The 21,206-nt window shown below is 71.6% G+C and carries 18 protein-coding genes; 14 read left to right on the top strand and 4 right to left on the bottom strand.

Going from position 1 to position 21,206, the window contains the following annotated elements; all coding sequences use genetic code 11:
- Positions 1–250: 250 nt before the first annotated feature.
- The 11 genes from OHA65_RS30920 to OHA65_RS30870 all read left to right on the top strand — a co-directional run bounded on the left by OHA65_RS30920 (position 251) and on the right by OHA65_RS30870 (position 13,479).
- On the top strand, positions 251–2,053 hold the full coding sequence (locus OHA65_RS30920) for a 3-hydroxybutyryl-CoA dehydrogenase (RefSeq protein WP_327279420.1): 1,803 nt from the start codon (positions 251–253) through the stop codon (positions 2,051–2,053).
- 175 nt (positions 2,054–2,228) lie between these two features.
- Positions 2,229–3,050: a TetR family transcriptional regulator gene (locus OHA65_RS30915; protein ID WP_327279419.1), complete on the top strand. Its 822-nt coding sequence runs from the start codon at positions 2,229–2,231 to the stop codon at positions 3,048–3,050.
- A 409-nt stretch (positions 3,051–3,459) separates the two neighbouring features.
- A complete protein-coding gene (gene ccrA, locus OHA65_RS30910) occupies positions 3,460–4,797 on the top strand; it encodes a crotonyl-CoA carboxylase/reductase (RefSeq protein ID WP_327279418.1) in 1,338 nt (445 codons plus the stop codon).
- 31 nt (positions 4,798–4,828) lie between these two features.
- Positions 4,829–6,880 (top strand): protein meaA, encoded by a 2,052-nt coding sequence (locus OHA65_RS30905; RefSeq protein WP_327279417.1) that lies wholly within the window; start codon positions 4,829–4,831, stop codon positions 6,878–6,880.
- The gene (locus OHA65_RS30900; RefSeq protein ID WP_030292956.1) at positions 6,877–7,851 is read left to right on the top strand and encodes a CoA ester lyase; all 975 of its coding nucleotides are present in this window, start codon (positions 6,877–6,879) and stop codon (positions 7,849–7,851) included. Before OHA65_RS30905 ends, OHA65_RS30900 begins: the two co-directional genes overlap by 4 nt.
- Positions 7,852–7,855: 4 nt before the next feature.
- Positions 7,856–8,368: a MaoC family dehydratase gene (locus OHA65_RS30895; RefSeq protein ID WP_030155134.1), complete on the top strand. Its 513-nt coding sequence runs from the start codon at positions 7,856–7,858 to the stop codon at positions 8,366–8,368.
- 2 nt (positions 8,369–8,370) lie between these two features.
- Entirely contained in the window at positions 8,371–9,576 is a 1,206-nt protein-coding gene (locus OHA65_RS30890; protein ID WP_031158096.1) for an acyl-CoA dehydrogenase family protein, read from the top strand.
- 186 nt (positions 9,577–9,762) lie between these two features.
- Positions 9,763–10,419 carry a phosphatidylserine decarboxylase gene (locus tag OHA65_RS30885; RefSeq protein WP_405762877.1) on the top strand — a complete coding sequence of 219 codons (657 nt, stop codon included), beginning with the start codon at positions 9,763–9,765 and terminating at the stop codon, positions 10,417–10,419.
- Positions 10,420–10,492: 73 nt separating this feature from the next.
- A complete protein-coding gene (gene pssA, locus OHA65_RS30880; RefSeq protein WP_327285846.1) occupies positions 10,493–11,275 on the top strand; it encodes a CDP-diacylglycerol--serine O-phosphatidyltransferase in 783 nt (260 codons plus the stop codon).
- Positions 11,276–11,485: 210 nt separating this feature from the next.
- On the top strand, positions 11,486–12,967 hold the full coding sequence (locus tag OHA65_RS30875; RefSeq protein WP_405762876.1) for an AlkA N-terminal domain-containing protein: 1,482 nt from the start codon (positions 11,486–11,488) through the stop codon (positions 12,965–12,967).
- A 14-nt stretch (positions 12,968–12,981) separates the two neighbouring features.
- Positions 12,982–13,479 (top strand): methylated-DNA--[protein]-cysteine S-methyltransferase, encoded by a 498-nt coding sequence (locus tag OHA65_RS30870; protein ID WP_327279415.1) that lies wholly within the window; start codon positions 12,982–12,984, stop codon positions 13,477–13,479.
- Positions 13,480–13,492: 13 nt separating this feature from the next.
- On the opposite strand, the gene OHA65_RS30865 is transcribed toward OHA65_RS30870, so the two are convergent.
- Genes OHA65_RS30865 through OHA65_RS30855 form a run of 3 tightly spaced genes read right to left on the bottom strand, consistent with a single transcriptional unit; the run spans position 13,493 to position 14,711 of the window.
- Positions 13,493–13,921, bottom strand: coding sequence for a hypothetical protein (locus OHA65_RS30865; protein ID WP_327279414.1), 429 nt, complete (start codon positions 13,919–13,921; stop codon positions 13,493–13,495).
- Positions 13,922–13,956: 35 nt separating this feature from the next.
- On the bottom strand, positions 13,957–14,457 hold the full coding sequence (locus OHA65_RS30860; protein ID WP_327279413.1) for an NUDIX hydrolase: 501 nt from the start codon (positions 14,455–14,457) through the stop codon (positions 13,957–13,959).
- Positions 14,458–14,492: 35 nt separating this feature from the next.
- The gene (locus OHA65_RS30855) at positions 14,493–14,711 is read right to left on the bottom strand and encodes a hypothetical protein (protein WP_405762874.1); all 219 of its coding nucleotides are present in this window, start codon (positions 14,709–14,711) and stop codon (positions 14,493–14,495) included.
- 241 nt (positions 14,712–14,952) lie between these two features.
- Between OHA65_RS30855 and OHA65_RS30850 the strand changes: the two genes are divergently transcribed.
- Positions 14,953–16,101, top strand: a complete 1,149-nt coding sequence (locus OHA65_RS30850) for a glycerate kinase (RefSeq protein ID WP_328764246.1) — start codon at positions 14,953–14,955, stop codon at positions 16,099–16,101.
- Between the two features lie 605 nt (positions 16,102–16,706).
- Here the strand turns inward: OHA65_RS30850 and OHA65_RS30845 are convergent.
- Positions 16,707–17,318, bottom strand: a complete 612-nt coding sequence (locus tag OHA65_RS30845) for a cysteine hydrolase family protein (RefSeq protein WP_327279411.1) — start codon at positions 17,316–17,318, stop codon at positions 16,707–16,709.
- Between the two features lie 81 nt (positions 17,319–17,399).
- Here OHA65_RS30845 and OHA65_RS30840 point away from each other — a divergent pair, with 81 nt between their 5' ends.
- Positions 17,400–18,377, top strand: coding sequence for a helix-turn-helix domain-containing protein (locus OHA65_RS30840; protein ID WP_328764245.1), 978 nt, complete (start codon positions 17,400–17,402; stop codon positions 18,375–18,377).
- 18 nt (positions 18,378–18,395) lie between these two features.
- Positions 18,396–21,194, top strand: a complete 2,799-nt coding sequence (locus tag OHA65_RS30835; protein ID WP_405762871.1) for a SpoIIE family protein phosphatase — start codon at positions 18,396–18,398, stop codon at positions 21,192–21,194.
- Positions 21,195–21,206: the final 12 nt, after the last annotated feature.

Raw genomic sequence — 21,206 nt, 5'->3', positions numbered from 1 at the left:
CGCTCCCTTCAACGTACGAGGCCGGCCTGGTGACGCAGCCGCCCCGTACCAGTCGGTTCGGTACCTCAGGCATGTCAGGTACCTCGTGTGGCTCAGGCACCTCGTGCGCCTCGGCCGCCTCTCTCGTTCGGTGTGGCCCCGGGACAGGGTCCGCCGTTCTCCGCCCCGCCCTTCCCGGGCCGGGCCCTCCTGCCGCGTCGTGCGCCGCGCGCAGCCCTCAGTCGTCACCCTCTCCCACTGGAGTCCCGCGATGGACCTTCCGTCCACGTCCAGTCAGTCCACCCTCCAGACCATCGCCGTCATCGGCCTCGGCACCATGGGCACCGGCATCGCCGAGGTCCTCGCCCAGGCCGGCCGCGAGGTCATCGGCATCGACATCAGCGACGCCGCCACCCGCCGGGCCACCGCCGCCCTCGCGGCCGCCACGGCCCGGTCGGTGACCCGCGAGCGGCTCACCGAGCAGGAGCGGGAGGGCGTGCTCGCCCGCTTCCGCACCTTCACCGAGCTGTCCGCCGCCGCCGACGCCGATCTCGTCATCGAGGTCGTCCCGGAGGACTACGAGCTCAAGCAGCGCCTGTTCCGCGAGCTCGACGCGATCGTCCGGCCCGACACGATCCTGGCCACCGGCACCAACGCCCTGTCGGTGACCCGGCTGGCCGCCGAGTCCCAGCACCCCGAGCGCGTGCTCGGCCTGCACTTCTTCAACCCGGCCCCGGCGATGAAGCTGGTCGAGGTCGTCTCCAGCGTCCTGACGGCCCCGCCGGCCGTCGAGGCGGTCACCGTGCTGGCCCGCGAGCTCGGCAAGGAGCCCGTCTCCGTCGGCGACCGCCCCGGCTTCGTCGCGGACGGCCTGCTGTTCGGCTACCTCAACCAGGCCGCCGCGATGTACGAGTCGAAGTACGCCTCCCGCGAGGACATCGACGCGGCGATGCGGCTGGGCTGCGGCCTGCCCATGGGCCCGCTCGCCCTGCTCGACCTGATCGGCGTGGACACCGCCCGGACCGTCCTTGAGGCCATGTACGCCTCCTCCGGCGACCGCCTGCACGCCCCGGCCCCGATCCTGGGCCACCTCGCGGAGGCCGGCCTGACCGGGCAGAAGTCCGGCCGCGGCTTCTACACGTACGTGGAGCCGGGCAGCTCCACGGTCGTCCGTGACGCGCAGACCCCGCTGGACGGGGCGCGGCTCGGCGAGGGCCGTCCGGTCACCTCGGTCGGCGTGGCCGGCTCCGGGACCATGGCGAGCGGGATCGCGCAGGTCTTCGCGCAGGCCGGGTTCGCGGTGGTGCTCGCCGCCCGCAGCCAGGAGAAGGCGGACGCCGCGAAGGCCGCGATCGGCAAGTCCTTGGGCCGTGCGGTGTCCAAGGGCAAGCTGACCGAGGAGAACGCGGCGCAGACGCTGGAGCGGATCACCCCGGCCGGCTCGCTGGACGCCTTCGCCGACGTGGACCTGGCCGTGGAGGCCGTCGCCGAGAACCTGGCGGTCAAGCAGGAGCTGTTCGCGGCCCTCGACAAGGTCTGCAAGCCGGGCGCGGTGCTGGCCACCACGACCTCCTCGCTCCCGGTGATCGCGGTCGCCCGCGTGACCTCGCGTCCGCAGGACGTGATCGGCATGCACTTCTTCAACCCGGCGCCGGCGATGAAGCTGGTCGAGGTGGTCCGGACCGTCCTGACCTCGGACGACGTGCACGCCACGGTCCGCGAGATCTGCACGAAGGTGCGCAAGCACCCGGTGGACTGCGGGGACCGGGCCGGGTTCATCGTGAACGCGCTGCTGTTCCCGTACTTGAACAACGCCGTGAAGATGGTCGAGCAGCACTACGCCACCCTCGACGACATCGACGCCGCCATGAAGCTGGGCGGCGGCTACCCGATGGGGCCGTTCGAGCTGCTCGACGTCGTCGGCCTGGACGTCTCGCTGGCGATCGAGAAGGTCCTCCACAAGGAGTTCCGGGACCCTGGCCTGGCCCCGTCCCCGCTGCTGGAGCACCTGGTGGCGGCGGGCTGCCTGGGCCGGAAGACCGGCCGCGGATTCCGTGAGTACGCCCGCCGGTAATCAGCGCCCTGACCAGGGGCCCCAAGAGCCGGATGCGTGGGGAGGGCTGCTCGGGTCTGCCGGACCCTCACGGCAGACCGTACCCTCCGAGCCCAGTGCGGGCCCTCCCCCGCATCCACCCCCGTCCCACCCCCCTCAGGCGCGCTCACCCGCGCGAATGAAGTACTTTCGCTCTATGTCCCAGCCCGCCAAGTCCTCGCCCCGCGCCACCACGGCCTCCGACAACCCGGAGAGCACGGCCGGCACCAAGGCGGCCGCGCAGCGGCTCAAGATGCGGCGGGAGCTCGCCGCCGCCGCGATGGAGCTGTTCGCCACCAAGGGGTACGAGGCGACGACGGTCGACGAGATCGCCGCGACGGCGGGGGTGGCGCGCCGGACCTTCTTCCGTCACTTCCGGTCCAAGGAAGAGGCGATCTTCCCGGACCACGACGACACCTTGACCAGGGCCGAGGCGGTGCTGGACGTGGCCCCGGCGCACGAGCACCCGCTCGACACGGTGTGCCGCGGGATCAAGGAAGTCATGAAGATGTACGCCGCCTCGCCGGCGGTGTCGGTGGAGCGCTACCGGCTGACCCGCGAGGTGCCGGCGCTGCGGGAGCGGGAGATCGCCTCGGTGGCCCGGTACGAGCGGCTGTTCACCCGCTACCTGCTGGCCCACTTCGACGAGACCGACCACCACGACGGCAACGACGACCCGCTGCTGGCCGAAGTGGCCGCTTCGGCGGTGGTGACGGCCCACAACCACGTGCTGCGGCGCTGGCTGCGGGCGGGGGGCCAGGGGGACGTGGAGGCACAGCTGGACCACGCCTTCTCGATCGTGCGCAAGACCTTCGGCACGGGGATCGGAGCCGGCCGGACCCTGACCACCGGGCCGGCCCCGGCCGCGCCGGCGGAGGTCCGTACGCAGGGCGAGGTGCTGGTGGCGGTGGCCCGGACGGACGCCCCGCTGGACGAGGTCATGCGGACCATCGAGGAAGCACTGAGAAACAAGCAGTAGACGCACGAGTCACGCACATCACAGTGGCCGCTCCCATTCCGGGGGCGGCCGCTTTTGTTTGTCCGACTTGCCCCTACTCACCGGTAACAATGATCGATCATCGCTCATCTGTGCAGGTCAATAGGCAAATGAGAGAAAGTTTTGGCACGCGGTGCCTTGCTGAGTGACACGGGGTGCCATACGTTGAATCTCGTCCGGATGTCCCCGCGGTCCACGCCCACTCGGCACGAACCGCGCCCCGGATGCCTGCGTCACCAGGCACCGCACGCCCCACCACGGGCGTCGCCAGCACCACAGCTCCGCCGGACCGACGGCATCTCGCACCACCCGCAGCACCACACCACACCCGTACCGCGCACCCGCGTATCCCTCAGCGCACCCTCATCAGCGCTTCGCCGGAGGCAACACCGTGAAGGACATCCTGGACGCGATCCAGTCGCAGGCCGCTACGCCCGCCGACTTCGCGGCCCTGCCGCTCCCCGACTCGTACCGCGCGATCACCGTGCACAAGGACGAGGCGGAGATGTTCGCGGGGCTCACCACCCGTGAGAAGGACCCGCGCAAGTCCCTGCACCTCGACCAGGTCCCGGTGCCGGAGCTCGGCCCGGGCGAGGCCCTCGTGGCCGTCATGGCCTCGTCGGTCAACTACAACTCCGTGTGGACGTCGATCTTCGAGCCGGTGTCCACCTTCAGCTTCCTGGAGCGCTACGGGCGCCTGTCGGAGCTCACCAAGCGCCACGACCTCCCGTACCACGTCATCGGCTCGGACCTCGCGGGCGTCGTGCTGCGCACCGGCCCCGGCGTCAACGCCTGGAAGCCCGGCGACGAGGTCGTCGCCCACTGCCTCTCGGTCGAGCTGGAGTCCTCCGACGGCCACAACGACACGATGCTCGACCCCGAGCAGCGCATCTGGGGCTTCGAGACCAACTTCGGCGGCCTGGCGGAGATCGCACTCGTCAAGTCCAACCAGCTGATGCCGAAGCCGGACCACCTCAGCTGGGAGGAGGCCGCCTCCCCCGGCCTGGTCAACTCCACCGCCTACCGCCAGCTGGTCTCCCGCAACGGCGCCGGCATGAAGCAGGGCGACAACGTCCTGATCTGGGGCGCCAGCGGCGGCCTCGGCTCGTACGCCACCCAGTTCGCACTGGCCGGCGGCGCCAACCCGATCTGCGTGGTCTCCTCCCCCGAGAAGGCGGACATCTGCCGCGCGATGGGCGCCGAGGCGGTCATCGACCGCAACGCCGAGGGCTACAAGTTCTGGAAGGACGAGCACACCCAGGACCCCAAGGAGTGGAAGCGCTTCGGCAAGCGCATCCGCGAGCTGACCGGCGGCGAGGACATCGACATCGTCTTCGAGCACCCCGGCCGCGAGACCTTCGGCGCCTCCGTCTACGTCACCCGCAAGGGCGGCACGATCACCACCTGCGCCTCGACCTCGGGCTACATGCACGAGTACGACAACCGCTACCTGTGGATGTCGCTCAAGCGGATCGTCGGCTCGCACTTCGCCAACTACCGCGAGGCCTGGGAGGCCAACCGCCTGGTGGCCAAGGGCAAGATCCACCCGACGCTGTCCAAGGTCTACTCCCTGGAGGAGACCGGCCAGGCCGCGTACGACGTCCACCGCAACCTCCACCAGGGCAAGGTCGGCGTCCTCGCGCTCGCCCCCGAGGAGGGCCTGGGCATTCGCAACCAGGAGCTCCGCGCCCAGCACATCGACGCCATCAACCGCTTCCGCAACGTCTGAGACGTCCGAGGGCCCAGAGGGACAGCCTGAGATGACAGAGCGCCAGAAAGACCGTCCGTGGCTCATGCGGACGTACGCCGGCCACTCCACGGCCGAGGCGTCCAACGAGCTGTACCGCCGCAACCTCGCCAAGGGCCAGACCGGCCTGTCGGTCGCGTTCGACCTCCCGACGCAGACCGGCTACGACCCCGACCACATCCTCGCCCGCGGCGAGGTGGGCCGGGTCGGGGTCCCGGTCTCCCATCTGGGCGACATGCGGCGGCTGTTCCAGGACATCCCCCTGGAACAGATGAACACCTCGATGACGATCAACGCCACCGCCATGTGGCTGCTGGCGCTCTACCAGGTGGCCGCCGAGGAGCAGGGCGCGGACATCTCCCAGCTCCAGGGCACCACGCAGAACGACATCGTCAAGGAGTACCTCTCGCGCGGGACGCACGTCTTCCCGCCCGGGCCCTCGCTCCGCCTGACGACGGACATGATCGCGTACACGGTCAACCACATCCCGAAGTGGAACCCGATCAACATCTGCTCGTACCACCTCCAGGAGGCCGGGGCCACCCCGGTCCAGGAGATCTCGTACGCGATGTCGACCGCGATCGCCGTACTGGACTCGGTGCGCGACTCGGGCCAGGTCCCGGAGGACCGCTTCGGTGAAGTGGTCGCCCGTATCTCGTTCTTCGTGAACGCGGGCGTCCGCTTCATCGAGGAGATGTGCAAGATGCGCGCCTTCGGCCGCATCTGGGACCAGGTCACCCGCGAGCGCTACGGCATCGAGAACCCCAAGCAGCGCCGCTTCCGGTACGGCGTCCAGGTCAACTCCCTGGGCCTGACCGAGGCGCAGCCGGAGAACAACGTCCAGCGCATCGTGCTGGAGATGCTCGCGGTGACCCTCTCCAAGGACGCCCGGGCCCGCGCCGTGCAGCTGCCGGCTTGGAACGAGGCGCTGGGCCTGCCCCGGCCCTGGGACCAGCAGTGGTCGCTGCGCATCCAGCAGGTCCTGGCGCACGAGAGCGACCTGCTGGAGTACGAGGACATCTTCGCCGGATCCCACGTCATCGAAGCCAAAGTCGACTCCCTGGTCGCCGACTGCCTGGCCGAGATCGACCGGATCCAGGAGATGGGCGGCGCGATGGCCGCCGTCGAGTCCGGGTACCTGAAGTCCCAGCTCGTCTCCTCGCACGCCGAGCGCCGCGCCCGCATCGAAGCCGGCGAGGACAAGATCGTCGGCGTCAACTGCTTCGAGCAGACCGAGCCGAACCCGCTCACCGCCGATCTCGACGGCGCGATCATGACGGTGGACGGGGCCGTGGAGGCACTGACGGTCGAGCGGATCGGCCGCTGGCGCGCCGAGCGGCAGGAGTCCTCGGAGCGGCAGGGGAACGGCGACCCGTTCGTCTTCCCGACGGTGATGCAGGCCCTGGACCGGCTGAAGGAGGCCGCCGCCGGGACCGAGAACCTGATGGAGGCCACGCTCGAATGCGCCCGGGCCGGTGTCACCACCGGCGAGTGGGCGAACGCCCTGCGCGAGGTGTTCGGCGAGTTCCGCGCCCCGACCGGGGTCTCCTCGGCCCCGGTGGCCGTCACCGCGGAAGAGGGCACGCCGATGGCCCTCGTCCGCGAGAAGGTCGCCCGGACCGCCGAGGACCTGGGCTCCGGCCGGCTGCGCCTGCTGGTCGGCAAGCCCGGCCTGGACGGGCACTCCAACGGCGCCGAGCAGATCGCCGTACGGGCCCGCGACGCCGGGTTCGAGGTGGTCTACCAGGGCATCCGGCTGACGCCCGAGGAGATCTCCTCGGCGGCGCTGGCCGAGGACGTGCACTGCGTGGGACTGTCCATCCTGTCCGGCTCGCACAGCGCGCTCGTGCCGGACGTGCTGGAACGCCTCCGTACGGCGGGGGCGGGTGACATACCCGTCGTCCTCGGCGGCATCATTCCGAACGCCGACGCCATCGCGCTCAAGGCGGCCGGAGTCGCCGCCGTCTTCACACCCAAGGACTTCGGTATCACGGAGATCATCGGCCGTATCGTCGACGAGATCCGGAAAGCGAACAAGCTCGACCCTCTGGAGGTCCCCGCATGACCACGCCCACGTCTCCCGTGAACCGGCTGCGGCCGCGCCGCTCCTGCCTCGCGGTGCCGGGCTCGAACCCGCGCTTCCTGGAGAAGGCCCAGGGCCTGCCGGCCGACCAGGTCTTCCTCGACCTGGAGGACGCCTGCGCCCCGCTCGCCAAGGAAGGCGCCCGCCACACGATCGTGGACGCGCTGAACAACGGCGACTGGACCGGCAAGACCCGGGTCGTGCGCGTCAACGACTGGACCACGCACTGGACGTACCGCGACGTCATCACCGTCGTGGAGGGCGCGGGCCAGAACCTCGACTGCATCATGCTGCCGAAGGTCCAGGACGCCCAGCAGGTCGTGGCGCTCGACCTCCTGCTGACCCAGATCGAGAAGACGATGGGCTTCGAGGTCGGCAAGATCGGCATCGAGGCGCAGATCGAGAACGCCAAGGGCCTGGTCAACGTCGACGAGATCGCCGCCGCCTCGCCGCGGCTGGAGACCATCATCTTCGGCCCGGCCGACTTCATGGCCTCGATCAACATGAAGTCCCTGGTCGTGGGCATGCAGCCGCCCGGCTACCCGGCGGACGCCTACCACTACATCCTGATGCGGATCCTGATGGCAGCCCGCATGCACAACCTCCAGGCGATCGACGGCCCCTTCCTCCAGATCCGCGACGTGGACGCCTACCGCGAGGTGGCGGGCCGGGCGGCGGCGCTGGGCTTCGACGGCAAGTGGGTGCTGCACCCGGGCCAGGTCGACGCGGCCAACGAGGTCTTCTCGCCCTCCCAGGAGGACTACGACCACTCCGAGCTGATCCTCGACGCGTACGACTGGTGCACCTCCGAGGCCGGCGGCAAGAAGGGCTCGGCCATGCTCGGCGACGAGATGATCGACGAGGCCAGCCGCAAGATGGCCCTGGTCATCGCGGGCAAGGGCCGTGCCGCGGGCATGCAGCGCACCACCAAGTTCGAGATCCCGGAGGCGTAGGGCCATGCAGTTCGGACGCACTTACGAAGAGTTCGAGGTCGGGGCGGTCTACAAGCACTGGCCCGGGAAGACGGTCACCGAGTACGACGACCACCTCTTCTGCCTGCTGACCATGAATCACCACCCGCTCCACATGGACAGCAATTACGCGGAGAACACGACCGACTTCGGCAAGAACGTGGTCGTGGGCAACTACATCTACTCGCTGCTGCTCGGCATGTCCGTGCCGGACGTCTCCGGGAAGGCCATCGCCAACCTGGAGATCGAATCGCTGCGGCACGTGGCGCCGACCTTCCACGGCGACACCATCTACGGTGAGACCACGGTCCTCGACAAGACCCCGTCCAAGTCGAAGAACGACCGCGGGATCGTCTACGTGGAGACCAAGGGCTACAAGCAGGACGGCACCCTCGTCTGCGTCTTCCGGCGCAAGGTGATGGTCCCGACCGAGACGTACATCAAGGAGCGCGGCGGCGAGCAGCCCGGCCGCCCGCAGCTGAAGGAACAGGGGAAGTAGCCATGGCCCGACTCGCCCAGACCGCCGGGCTGACCGACGTCCAGCGGGAGATCCTCAAGACCGTCCGGGAGTTCGTCGACAAGGAGATCATCCCGGTCGCGACCGAACTCGAACACCGTGACGAGTACCCGCAGCAGATCGTCGACGGACTCAAGGAGCTCGGCCTCTTCGGGCTGATGATCCCCGAGGAGTACGGCGGCCTGGGTGAGTCGCTGCTCACCTACGCGCTGTGCGTGGAGGAGATAGCGCGGGGCTGGATGTCCGTCTCGGGCATCATCAACACCCACTTCATCGTGGCGTACATGCTCAAGCAGCACGGCACGCAGGAGCAGAAGGACCACTTCCTCCCGCGCATGGCACTGGGCGAGGTGCGCGGCGCGTTCTCGATGTCCGAGCCGGCCCTGGGCTCCGATGTGTCGGCCATCACGTCCAAGGCGGTCAAGGACGGCGACGAGTACGTCCTGAACGGCCAGAAGATGTGGCTGACGAACGGCGGCAGCTCCACGCTGGTGGCGGTCCTCGTGCGAAGTGACGAAGGACACCCCGAGGGCACGGCCCCGCACAAGTCGATGACGACCTTCCTCGTCGAGAAGGAGCCGGGCTTCGGTGAGGTCCGTCCGGGCCTGACCATCCCCGGCAAGATCGACAAGATGGGCTACAAGGGCGTCGACACGACCGAGCTCATCATGGATGGACTGCGCATTCCGGCCAATCGGGTCCTCGGCGGCCAGACCGGCCGAGGGTTTTACCAAATGATGGACGGCGTCGAGGTCGGCCGCGTGAACGTGGCGGCGCGTGGCTGCGGCGTCGCGCAGCGTGCGTTCGAGCTGGGTGTCTCTTATGCCCAGCAACGTCACACTTTCGGCAAGGCGATCGCGGAGCACCAGGCCATCCAGTTCAAGCTGGCCGAGATGGCTACCAAGGTCGAGGCCGCCCATGCCATGATGGTCAATGCAGCACGCAAAAAGGACTCTGGGGAACGAAACGACCTTGAGGCAGGGATGGCGAAGTACCTCGCCTCCGAATACTGCAAGGAGGTGGTGGAGGACGCCTTCCGCATCCACGGCGGGTACGGGTTCTCCAAGGAGTACGAGATCGAGCGCCTCTACCGGGAGGCGCCGATGCTGCTGATCGGTGAAGGGACGGCCGAGATCCAGAAAATGATCATCGGTCGACGACTCCTTGAGGAGTACCGACTGCAGGGCTGAAAGTCCCTTTTGCGGCGGATCCTCCATGGGTTCGTCGCAAAAGAATCACTGGCAGTCACTGGCTGGCGGCCATCGACTCGGCTTCTGGCTTGCCCAGTTGTTGCGTGCAACCGATAGCATTCCAGTAAAGCCGCCGTCCCGTCCCCCTGTTTGCGGCGCGGCAATCACCCGCTACGAAGGTCATTCATGCCCCACAGCCAAACCTCTGCATCTCGCGTCGGCATCCTCGGTGGACGTCTCGCACGCGGAGCATCGCCGTGGCTTCTGCCGACCGTCGCCACCGCTGCGCTCAGCCTCACCCGGGCCCGCAAGTCCGGACGCTGGGCGGCAGTGGCCGTGCCCACCACCGCTCTCGCGGCGGGCATGCTGTGGTTCTTCCGCGACCCCGAGCGTGAGATCACGCAGGGCCGGGTCATCTCGCCCGCCGACGGTGTGGTGCAGAGCATCATGCCGTGGAAGGACGGGCGGACCCGGGTCGCGATCTTCATGAGCCCCCTGAACGTCCACGTCAACCGCGCGCCCCTCGCGGGCACGGTGACGTCCGTGGAGCACATCCCCGGCGGGTTCGTCCCGGCGTTCAACAAGGAGAGCGAGAACAACGAGCGCGTCGTCTGGCACTTCGACACCGAGCTCGGCGACATCGAGATGGTGCAGATCGCCGGCGCCGTCGCACGCCGCATCGTCCCGTACCTGCCGGCCGGTACCAAGGTGGAGCAGGGCGAACGCATCGGTCTGATCCGCTTCGGCTCCCGCGTCGACATCTACCTCCCCGAGGGTGTCGAGGTCGCGGTCGAGGTCGGCCAGGCCACCACCGCGGGGGTGACCCGAATTGACCGTGACTGACCCTGAGACTCCCACCACACCGTCGGGTGGGTGGGTACCCGAGGCCGCGGAGGAGGAGTCCGTCGAAGACGACATGCCGCTCTCGCTGCGGCTGTCGATAGCGGACACCCTCACCCTCGGCAACGCGACCTGCGGATTCATGGCGGTGTACTTCACCACCACCGGGATCCTCATCCCGCACCTCACCGGCAGCGGCGAGTCGGGCATGGCCCGCAACAGCGCCGCGACGGCGGTGATACTGATGCTGCTCGCCGCGGTCTTCGACCTCTTCGACGGCATCGTGGCCCGCAAGCTGCGCAGCTCTCCGATGGGCGCCGAGCTGGACAACCTGTCCGACCTGATCAGCTTCGGCCTGGCTCCCGCGTACTTCGTGCTCGTGTACGGCATGGTCGCCGACGACGCGGTGCAGAAGATGTCCGCGCTGGCCGCGATCGTGGTGCTGCTGGCCGTGGTGCTCAGACTCGCGAGATTCAGCTGCGTGACCATGAAGGACGGCATGTTCCAGGGCATGCCGAGCCCCTTCGGCGCGCTGACGGTCGTCTCGATCGTGCTGCTGGAGCTGCCGTTCGTCCCGACGCTGCTGGCGATCATCGGGGTGGCCTGGCTGATGGTGAGCCGGGTCGAGTACCCGAAGCCGCGGGGTGTCCTCGCGGTGGCGATGCTGAGCTGGATCATCGGGGCCATGGGCCTGCTGGCGGCCTGGGCGTTCGACGCCCCGGGCGGTCAGCTGCTGCTCCAGGCGGGCTGCGCGCTGCAGATCGCCCTGGCGGCCACCATCCCGCTGTTCGCGACGACCCGTCGCGCGAACACGTTCCGCCACAACCGCCGCGAGGCGCGGGCGGCGCAGCTCCCGTAGGACCGCTTCCGAAGGGCCCCCGGTGCCGATCAGGCACGGGGGCCCTTTCGCATGTGCGGGAGCCTCGGAGGGGGCGGGGCGGTCGGCGGGGCGGACCCCCGGCCCCGCCGGCCGCCCCCGCCGCCGTGGCCCCCGTCCAGCCCCCGGAGGGCTACGCTTGATGTCGGAAAACCGCCAGCCCCGGCGACACCGGGCCAGGATGCTGGAGCCATGTACACCGACACCGACCGCTGCGTCAGGGCCGTGCAGTCGAAGGACGCCCGCTTCGACGGCTGGTTCTTCACCGCCGTCCTGACCACCCGGATCTACTGCCGGCCCAGCTGCCCCGCCGTCCCGCCCAAGGTCGAGAACATGACCTTCCTGCCCAGCGCCGCCGCCTGTCAGCAGGCCGGGTTCCGGGCCTGCAAGCGGTGCCGGCCCGACACCTCCCCCGGGTCCCCCGAGTGGAACGCCCGCGCCGACGCCGTCGCCCGGGCCATGCGGCTCATCCAGGACGGCGTCGTCGACCGCGAGGGCGTGCCCGGGCTGGCGGCACGGCTCGGGTACTCCACCCGACAGGTCGAACGGCAGCTCAACGCCGAGCTCGGCGCGGGGCCCCTGGCCCTGGCCCGGGCCCAGCGCGCCCAGACGGCCCGGCTGCTCATCGAGACCTCCGAGCTGCCGATGGGCGACGTGGCCTTCGCCGCCGGGTTCTCCTCGATCCGGACCTTCAACGAGACCGTCCGCGAGGTCTTCGCCCTCGCCCCCGGCGAGCTGCGCCAGCGGGCCGAAAAGGCCCATCGGCACGTCCCCAAGGTGCCCGGCACGATCAGCCTGCGGCTGCCCTACCGGGCCCCGCTCAACCCCGACAACCTCTTCGGCCACCTCGCCGCGACCGCCGTCCCCGGCGTCGAGGAGTGGCGCTCCGGCGCCTACCGCCGCACGCTGCGGCTCCCGTACGGCACCGGGGTCGTCGCGCTGAGCCCGCGGCCGGACCACATCGCCTGCCAGCTGGCCCTCACCGACCTGCGCGACCTCACCATCGCCATCAGCCGCTGCCGCTGGATGCTCGACCTCGACGCCGACCCCGAGGCCGTCGACGAGCAACTGCGCTCCGACCCGCTGCTGGCGCCGCTGGTGGACAAGGCCCCGGGGCGGCGGGTGCCGCGTACGGTCGACGCGGCGGAGTTCGCCGTACGGGCGGTGCTCGGCCAGCAGGTGTCCACGGCCGCGGCCCGCACGCACGCCGCCCGACTGGTCGCCTCGTACGGGGAACGGGTGGCCGACCCCGACCCCGAGGGCGGGCTGACCCACCTGTTCCCTTCGCCGCAGGCGCTGGCCGGCCTGGACCCGGAGTCCCTGGCGCTGCCGGCGAGCCGGCGCGCCACCCTCACCACCCTGGTCGGCGCCCTGGCCGACGGCTCCCTCCCGCTCGGCATCGACAGCGACTGGGAGGCGGCCCGCGCGCAGCTGAACGCGCTGCCCGGGTTCGGCCCGTGGACGACCGAGGTGATCGCGATGCGGGCGCTGGGCGATCCGGACGCCTTCCTGCCGTCCGACCTGGGGGTCCGGCGGGCCGCGAGGGAGCTCGGGCTGCCGTCGACACCGGCGGCGCTGACGGCCCGGGCAGCCGGCTGGCGGCCCTGGCGCGCGTACGCCGTGCAGTACCTGTGGGCCACCGACGCCCACCCCATCAACCACCTGCCCGTCTGAGGAGCGTTTCCGTCATGAGCACCAAGCAGCACACCGTCGTCGACAGCCCCTACGGCCCGCTGACGCTGGTCGCCACGGACGGCGTCCTCAGCGGCCTGTACATGACCGGGCAGCGGCACCGGCCGGTCGAGGAGGCCTTCGGGGAGCGCGTCGCCGCGACCGAGGGGCCGTTCCCCGAGGTGGCGCGGCAGCTGGCCGCCTACTTCGCCGGGGAGCTCACCGCGTTCGACGTGCCCGTCCGGCTGGAGGGCACCGAGTTCCAGCGCAGCGTCTGGGACCAGCTCGTACGGATCCCGTACGGCGCAACCTGGTCGTACGGGGAGCTCGCGGCCAGGCTGGGCAAGCCGAACGCCTCGCGGGCGGTGGGCCTGGCCAACGGGAAGAACCCGGTCAGCATCATCGTGCCGTGCCACCGGGTGATCGGTGCCTCGGGCAGCATGACCGGTTACGGGGGCGGAGTCGAGCGCAAGGTGCAGCTGCTGGCCTTCGAGGCCGGGGCGGCCACCCTCTGATCGCGGGGCCGCGTCAGACCAGTGCGAGGGGGACGAGCAGCGCGAACGCGGCGCCCGCCTCCACCGCGTAGCCGTACAGGGAGGGGTGCTGGACGGGGGCGGCGAGCAGCACCACGCTCTGCTGGGCGGTGGCCGCCGCCACCCAGTCGGCGTCGGCGCCGAGGTTGCCCTGGTACCAGCCCTCGCAGGTGCCGGGGCCGGTGACGGCGAGGAGGTCGTCCTCGCGGCGGTAGAACGCCTGCCAGCCGGCGGCGGGGACGGACCAGCCTTCGAAATCGGTGAACTGGGCCCAGCCGCCGTCGCGTATCGCGGTGTCGAACAGCCACACCGGCGTCCCCTCGGGGGTGAACTCGCCGCCCTCCTGCTGTTCGGTGGTGAAGTGGACCATGGGCAGCGCGTCGGGCCCGTCGGCGGTGCTGGGCCAGGCGTACATCGTGATCATCAGATGATTCTGTCCTGCTTCGAGTAAGTCCGGTGTCACGAGGAGACCGGGCGGCTGCCGTTCTCCAGTTCCGCGGCGCCCTCGCCGGACTCCAGGACCCGGTAGGCCTCTTGGGTGCGCCGGCCGAGCGATCCGGGGAGGTACGCGGTGAGTTCGGCGGGCTCGACCAGCCGCCAGGAGAGCAGTTCCTCCTCCTGGAGCTTGATGGAGTCGAGCTGCGCCCCGTCGAGCACGCCGCCGTCGTAGAGGTACGCGACCAGCGGCGGACGGCCCTCGCCGAGCGTCCAGTCGACGGCGAGCAGCCGGCCGAGCGGCAGGTCCAGGCCGATCTCCTCGGCGCTCTCGCGGCGCGCGGCCGCCCGCGGGGACTCGCCCCGGTCCGACTCGATGGTGCCGCCCGGCAGGGCCCAACCCGCACGGTAGTTGGGTTCGACGAGCAGCACCCGGCCCGCCGCGTCCCGGTAGAGGGCGGCGGCCCCGGCCAGCACCCGGGGCAGGCTCGCGATGTACGTGGCGTAGTCATCCGTGGTGGTCACCCCGCAACCCTACCCAGCGGCCCCGGCGGGCGGGATCAGGGCTCCGGGGTGCCGCGGGGCGGGGGGTCCTCGCGGGCGCGGCGGCTGGTTCCGGCGACGCTGCGGGGGTGGCCGGCCGGGCCCTGTTCGGTGAGGGCGTCGCCGACCATCGCCCGGACGGCGTCCCGCATCCCGTGCAGGGCGGTGCTCGACGCCGTGTCGAAGGAGTCCTTGCCCAGGGCTGCCCAGGCGACGACGGCCAGCACGGCGATCACACCGATGGTGACGACGGCACGGTCCGGGGTGCCGTCCGGGCCCCCAGGGCCCCACCGGGGGAATCCGGACGCGTCTCTTCCAGTGAATCCGCGCTCATGCGGCCACACTATGCAGGCGTATATCCGTATTTAGGGGCATGGCGCGCCGGGCGTGACCCAGGCCACCCATGGGCATAGGAGGATCCTCCGGATAGGCTCATGGGGGCGCGACTGCACTGTTCGATAGCAAGGGATTAGCAAGGTGACGAACGGAGCAGTAACTGAGACCGCGCGCGTGCTCATCGCCGCGGACAAATTCAAGGGCTCGCTCACGGCCGTTCAGGTCGCGGAGCGGGTGACGGCGGGCCTTCGCAAGGCCGTGCCCGGCGTGGAGGTCGAGACCCTCCCCGTCGCGGACGGCGGCGACGGCACGGTCGCGGCCGCCGTGGCGGCCGGGTTCGAACGCCGGGAAGTGCGGGTCACCGGACCGCTCGGCGAGCAGGTCACGGCCGCTTTCGCGCTCCAGGACGGCACCGCCGTGGTCGAGATGGCGGAGGCTTCCGGGCTGCAGCTGCTGCCGGCGGGTGTGTTCGCCCCGCTGACGGCGACCACGTACGGCTCGGGCGAGCTGCTGAAGGCCGCGCTGGACGCGGGCGCGCGCACCATCGTCTTCGGCGTGGGCGGCAGCGCCACCACCGACGGCGGCGCGGGCATGCTGGCCGCGCTGGGTGCGGTGTTCCTGGACGCGAACGGCGAACCGGTCGGTCCGGGCGGCGGCGCGCTCGCCGAGCTGGCGTCCGCTGACCTGTCCGGGATCGACCCGCGCTTCGCCGAGGTGGAGTTCGTCCTGGCGAGCGACGTGGACAACCCGCTGACGGGCCCGAAGGGCGCACCCGCGGTCTACGGCCCGCAGAAGGGGGCGACCCCGCAGGACGTGGCGACGCTGGACGCGGCACTGGCGCACTTCGCGGTGGTGCTGGAGAAGTCGATCGGCGAGAAGGCCGGCCGGCTGGCCGCCGCCCCGGGCGCGGGCGGCGCGGGCGGCATCGGGTACGGGGCACTGCTGCTCGGCGCGTCGTTCCGGCCCGGCATCGAGCTGATGCTGGAGGTGCTGGGCTTCGCCCCGGCGCTGGAGCGGGCGACGCTGGTCATCACCGGTGAGGGCTCGCTCGACGAGCAGACCCTGCACGGCAAGGCCCCGGCCGGTGTCGCGGCGGCGGCCCGCGCGGCCGGCAAGGAGGTCGTGGCGGTGTGCGGGCGGCTGCTGCTCCAGCCCGAGGCGCTGCAGGCGGCGGGCATCCGCCGGGCGTACCCGCTGACGGAGATCGAGCCGGACACGGCGAAGTGCATTGCCGAGGCGGGACCGCTGCTGGAGCGGGTGGCGGCGAACATCGCCGCCGACGTTCTCTGACCGTTCCGGTCGGCCGCGCGAGGCCCGGCACCCCCTGCGCGGGGTGCCGGGCCTCGGCGTTCGTGGCCGGTGCCGGTGGTGGGGGCTGGCCCCCGGGACCGGACGGGGCGGGGGATTTCGGGGCGCCGCGCGGCGCCGTTGTCGGGGCTCCGCCCCCAACCCCGCGCCTCAAACGCCGGCGGGGCTGAATCTGAGCCGGACTTCCGGGAGCTCGCCCAGCGCCACTGCCTCGTAGGCACCGCACCTGAAGCGCCAGCGGGGCTGGATTTGGCCAGGCCCTGTGCCCCGGGTGGTGGGCGTGCTGGCCGGGTCCGGGGACCCCGCACCGTTCGGGGCGTACGAGATCCGCAGGCGGGCCGATGGGCTGACGATCGGCGGCGCGGGCTTCCACGGCCCGGCCGACCCTGCCGGCGTGGTGACCGTCGGGTACGGGCTGGTCCCGGCCGCCCGCGGCCGGGGCCACCCCGCCGAGGCGCTGCGCGCCCTGCCCGGGCGCACGGGGCGAGCGGGGCGGCGGGCGACGCCGACCGGGAGAACACCGCCTCGCACCGGGTCATGGCCGCGGCCGGGATGCGGCTCGTCGGGGAGGACGGTCGGCCGCGGTACTACGCGGTGAGCTGGGCCGGGGACCCGGAAGCGGCGAGCAGCTGAGCGGTGCTCACCACGCGGGCGAAGCCGCCGCCGTGGAGGTTGACGGCGGTGGCGGTGGCCAGCTCGTCGGCCGTGAGGCTCAGCCCGTCGGGGCCCGCGAGGTCGAAGGTGTGGGTGGCGTCGAGCGGGACGAGCACGTCGTAGCCGAGGTTCCCGGCCATCCGCGCGGTGGTCTCGACGCACATGTTGGTCTGGATCCCGGACACCACGAGCTGGCCGATGCCCTCGGCGGTGAGCCACGCGGCGAGGTCGGGGGTGCCGTAGAAGGAGGAGTTCACCGTCTTGGTGACCAGCAGGGCCTCCTGTCCGGCCCGGTCCGCCACGAAGTCCTTGACGGCGTGGCCGGGGTGGTCGGCCGCCAGGACCGAGCCGGGGGTCCGCGAGGCGTGCTGGACGAGGACCACCGGGCGGCCGGACTCCTGCCAGGCGTCCATCAGCGCGGCGATGTTGGCCTCGGCGGCCGGGTTGTTGCGCGGACCCCAGTACGAGGCGTCGTCGAAGCCCTTCTGGACGTCGATGACCAGCAGTGCGGCGTTCGGGGCGAGTGCGATTTCGTTCTTCGTCATGGCTCAAGGATCTTCCGCGGCAGGGCCGGCCGACAGCGGCAACGGGGACCCGAACCGATGGGATCCTGCCAAGATGGCAGCATGCATCGTGTCGCCATCGTCGTCCAGCCCGGCATCCGCAGCTTCGACCTCGCCGTCATCACCGAGGTCTGGGGGCCCGACCGCAGCGCCCTCGGCGTTCCACGGTTCGAGCTGCGCCGGTGCGCCGTCGACACGGCTCCGATCACCCTTCCCGGCGGGCTCACCCTGGCCCCCGACCGGCCGCTCGACTGGCTCGGGGAGGCCGATCTCGTCGTCGTGCCGGCGCTGGCCGTGCCGTCCGACCCGACGCCCGAGCCGGTCCTGGCCGCGCTGCGGGACGCACACGCCCGGGGCGTGCCGGTCGCCGCGCTGTGCGCCGGGGCGTTCGTCCTCGCGGAGGCGGGCCTGCTGGCCGGCCGCCGGGCCGTGACGCACTGGTCGCTGGCTCCGGAGCTCGCCGCGCGCCACCCGTCCGTGCTCGTCGAGGACGCCCCGCTGTACGTGGCGGACGAGGGGTTGTGGACTTCCGCCGGGGTGGCGTCCGGGATCGACCTCTGCCTGCACCTCGTACGACAGGCCCACGGCGCGGAGGCCGCCGCCGCCATCGCGCGGTCCATGGTGACGGGCCCGTTCCGCACCGGCGAACACGCCCAGTACCTGGACCGGCCCACTCCGGCGGCAGACCGGACCGCCGAGGCCCTGGCCGCCGTGCGGGAGCAGGCCCTGCGCCGGCTGCACGAGCCGCTGTCGGTGGCCACGCTGGCCCGCTGGGCGGGGATGTCGCCGCGCTCCTTCGCCCGCCATTTCGTCGCCGCGACCGGCACCACCCCGCACCGCTGGCTCCTCGGGCACCGCCTGGACGAGGCCCGCAAGCTGCTGGAGCGCACGGACCACCCGGTGCCGGAGGTGGCCCGGCGCGCAGGCTTCGCCAGCGAGGTCACCTTCCGCCAGCACTTCACCTCGCACGTCGGCCTCAGCCCCCGCGCGTACCGCACCGCGGCGGCCTCCCCACCTGCAGCCCCGCCCAAATCGCGGTGACAGTGTTAGAAATGGCTCATGACCGGACGTTTGGGTCGACCCAGGGGATCCCCGCCCCGGCAGCCGTCCGGGCGGGACCCGGGCGTGCCGCCGCGCCTCTCCCTGGGGGCCCACAGCGTCGCCGGTCAGGTCTTCACGCTCATGGCGGCCATCGTGGTGCTGCTGATCGCCGCTGCCGCCTTGGCCCTCGTGTTCCAGGAGCGGTACGACACCGAGCGCGATGCGCGCCACCGCTCGCTCGCGGCCGCCGAGGCGTTCGCGCACGCCCCCGGCCTCCCCGAGGCCCTGACGTCCACGGATCCGACGGGCAAGCTGCAGTTCCTGGCGGATGCCGCCCGGCGGGCCGCGGGCGTCGACTTCATCGCCGTGATGACGCGCGACGGGGTCCGCTACACGGACTCCCGGCCGGACCTGATCGGCAAACGGGCCACCGGTGACCTCTCGCGCGCCGTGGCCGGGCAGCCCTTCACGGAGGTGTTCAGGGGTTCTCCGAGCGACGCGGTCCGTGCCGTGGTGCCCGTACGGGACGCGAGCGGGGCGGTCGTCGGCCTGGTCGGCACCGGGATCGAGGTCGCCAACGTCTCCGAAGTGGTCCAGGGGCAGCTGCCGCTGCTGCTCGGCGCCGCGGCGGGCGCGCTGCTGCTCGGCACGGGCGGCGCCGCCCTGGTCAGCCGGCGGCTGCGGCGCCAGACCCGGGGCCTGGGCGAGAGCGAGATGGCCCGGATGAACGAGCACCACGAGGCGGTCCTGCACGCGGTCCGCGAGGGCGTCATGATCATCAGCGCTGACCAGCGGCTGCTGCTCGCCAATGACGAGGCGCGGCGGCTGCTGGACCTGCCGCCGGACGCCGAGCGGCGTCACGTGCGCGAGCTCGGCCTCGATCCGCGCACCACTTCGCTACTGGTGTCCGGGCGGGTGGCGACGGACGAGGTGCACCTGGCGGGCGACCGGCTCCTGGCCGTCAACGTCCGGCCGACCAAAACGTACGGAGGGCACCCGTCCGGCAGTGTCATGACCCTGCGCGACACCACGGAGCTCGCCGCGCTGTCCGGGCGTGCCGAGGTGGCCCGGGAGCGGCTCCAGCTGCTGTACGACGCGGGGGTGCGGATCGGGACCACGCTGGACGTGGTGCGGACCGCCGAGGAGCTGTCGGAGGTGGCCGTCCCGCGGTTCGCGGACTTCGTCACGGTGGAGCTGCTGGAGCCGGTGCTCAAGGGCGAGGAGCCCTCGTCGCCCGTCGGCACGTACACGCAGATGCGCCGGGCGGCGATGAGCGGGGTGCGCACCGACCAGCCGTTGCAGCAGGTCGGTGAGGTCATCCGGTTCGAGGTGCCGACGGCTCCGATGGCGGCGGCCCTGGACGCCGGGCACGCGGTGCTCGCGCCCGATCTGACGGCGGCGATGGGCTGGCGGGCGCAGGACGAGCCCGGGACCCGCCAGGCCCTGGGATACGGGCTGCACTCGCTGATCTCGGTGCCGCTCCAGGCCCGCGGCGTGGTCCTCGGCATGGCCAACTTCTGGCGGGCCGCCGACACCCCGGAGGCCTTCGACGAGGAGGACCTGTCGTTCGCCGAGGAGCTGGGGGCCCGTGCGGCCGTGTCCATCGACAACGCCCGCCGCTTCACCCGGGAGCACGCGACGGCCGTGGCCCTCCAGCAGAGCCTGCTGCCCCGGGTGCTGCCGGACCAGAACGCCGTGGACGTGGCCTTCCGGTACCTGCCCGCGAAGGCCGGGGTGGGCGGGGACTGGTTCGACGTGATCCCCCTCGCCGGCGCCCGGGTGGCGCTGGTCGTCGGCGACGTCGTCGGGCACGGGGTGCACGCGGCGGCCACGATGGGCCGGCTACGGACCGCCGTGCACAACTTCTCCTCCCTGGACATGCCGCCGGACGAGCTGCTGGGGCACCTGGACGAGCTGATCCACCGGATCGATCAGAACGAGTCCGGGGCCGCCGGGGACGCCGGTGAGGGGGCGGGCGAGCCGGCCGGCGTCACCGGCGCGACCTGCCTGTACGCGGTCTACGACCCCGTCTCCGGGCTCTGCACGATGGCGAGCGCCGGACACCCCGGGCCGGCCCTGGTCCGGCCGGACGGAGGCGTGGAGTTCCCCGAGCTGCCCGTCGGGCTTCCGCTCGGCGTGGGCGGCATGCCCTTCGAGGCCACCCGGCTGCGGCTGCCGGAGTCGAGCCGGCTCGTGCTGTTCACGGACGGCCTGCTGGAGGACCGCGACCGGGACTTCGACACCGGCCTCGGCCTGCTGGCCGAGACGCTCTCCCACCCGGGTCGCAGCCCCGAGCAGGCCTGTGCGGACGTGCTGGCCACGCTGCTGTTCCCGGCGCCGAGCGACGACATCGCCCTGCTGATCGCGGACACCCGGCGACTGGAGGCGGACCGGATCGCGGAGTGGGACGTGCCCCCCGACCCGGCGGCCGTCTCCCGGGTGCGCAACGCGGGCTCCGCGCAGCTCGCCGGCTGGGGCCTGGGGGACATCGCCTTCACGGCCGAGCTCATCCTCAGCGAGCTGATCACCAACGCCATCCGGTACGGGAACGCGCCCATCCGGGTGCGGTTGCTGCGCGACCGCAGCCTCATCTGCGAGGTCTCCGACGGCAGCAGCACCTCGCCGCACCTGCGGTACGCGGCCACCACCGACGAGGGCGGCCGCGGTCTGTTCCTGGTCGCGCAGTACGCCGAACGCTGGGGCACCCGGTACATCGAGCGGGGCAAGGTCATCTGGGCCGAGCTGCCGCTGGGCGGCGGCCCGGAGCCGGACGTGCCCGTCCCGGACCTGGAGGCCCTGGAGGACCTGGCCTGGTGACCCGGACTCCGG

Origin of the sequence: Streptomyces sp. NBC_00045 (genome assembly GCF_045041095.1) — a bacterium.
Lineage (GTDB): Bacteria > Actinomycetota > Actinomycetes > Streptomycetales > Streptomycetaceae > Streptomyces.
This window is presented reverse-complemented; position numbering and strand designations above follow the sequence as displayed.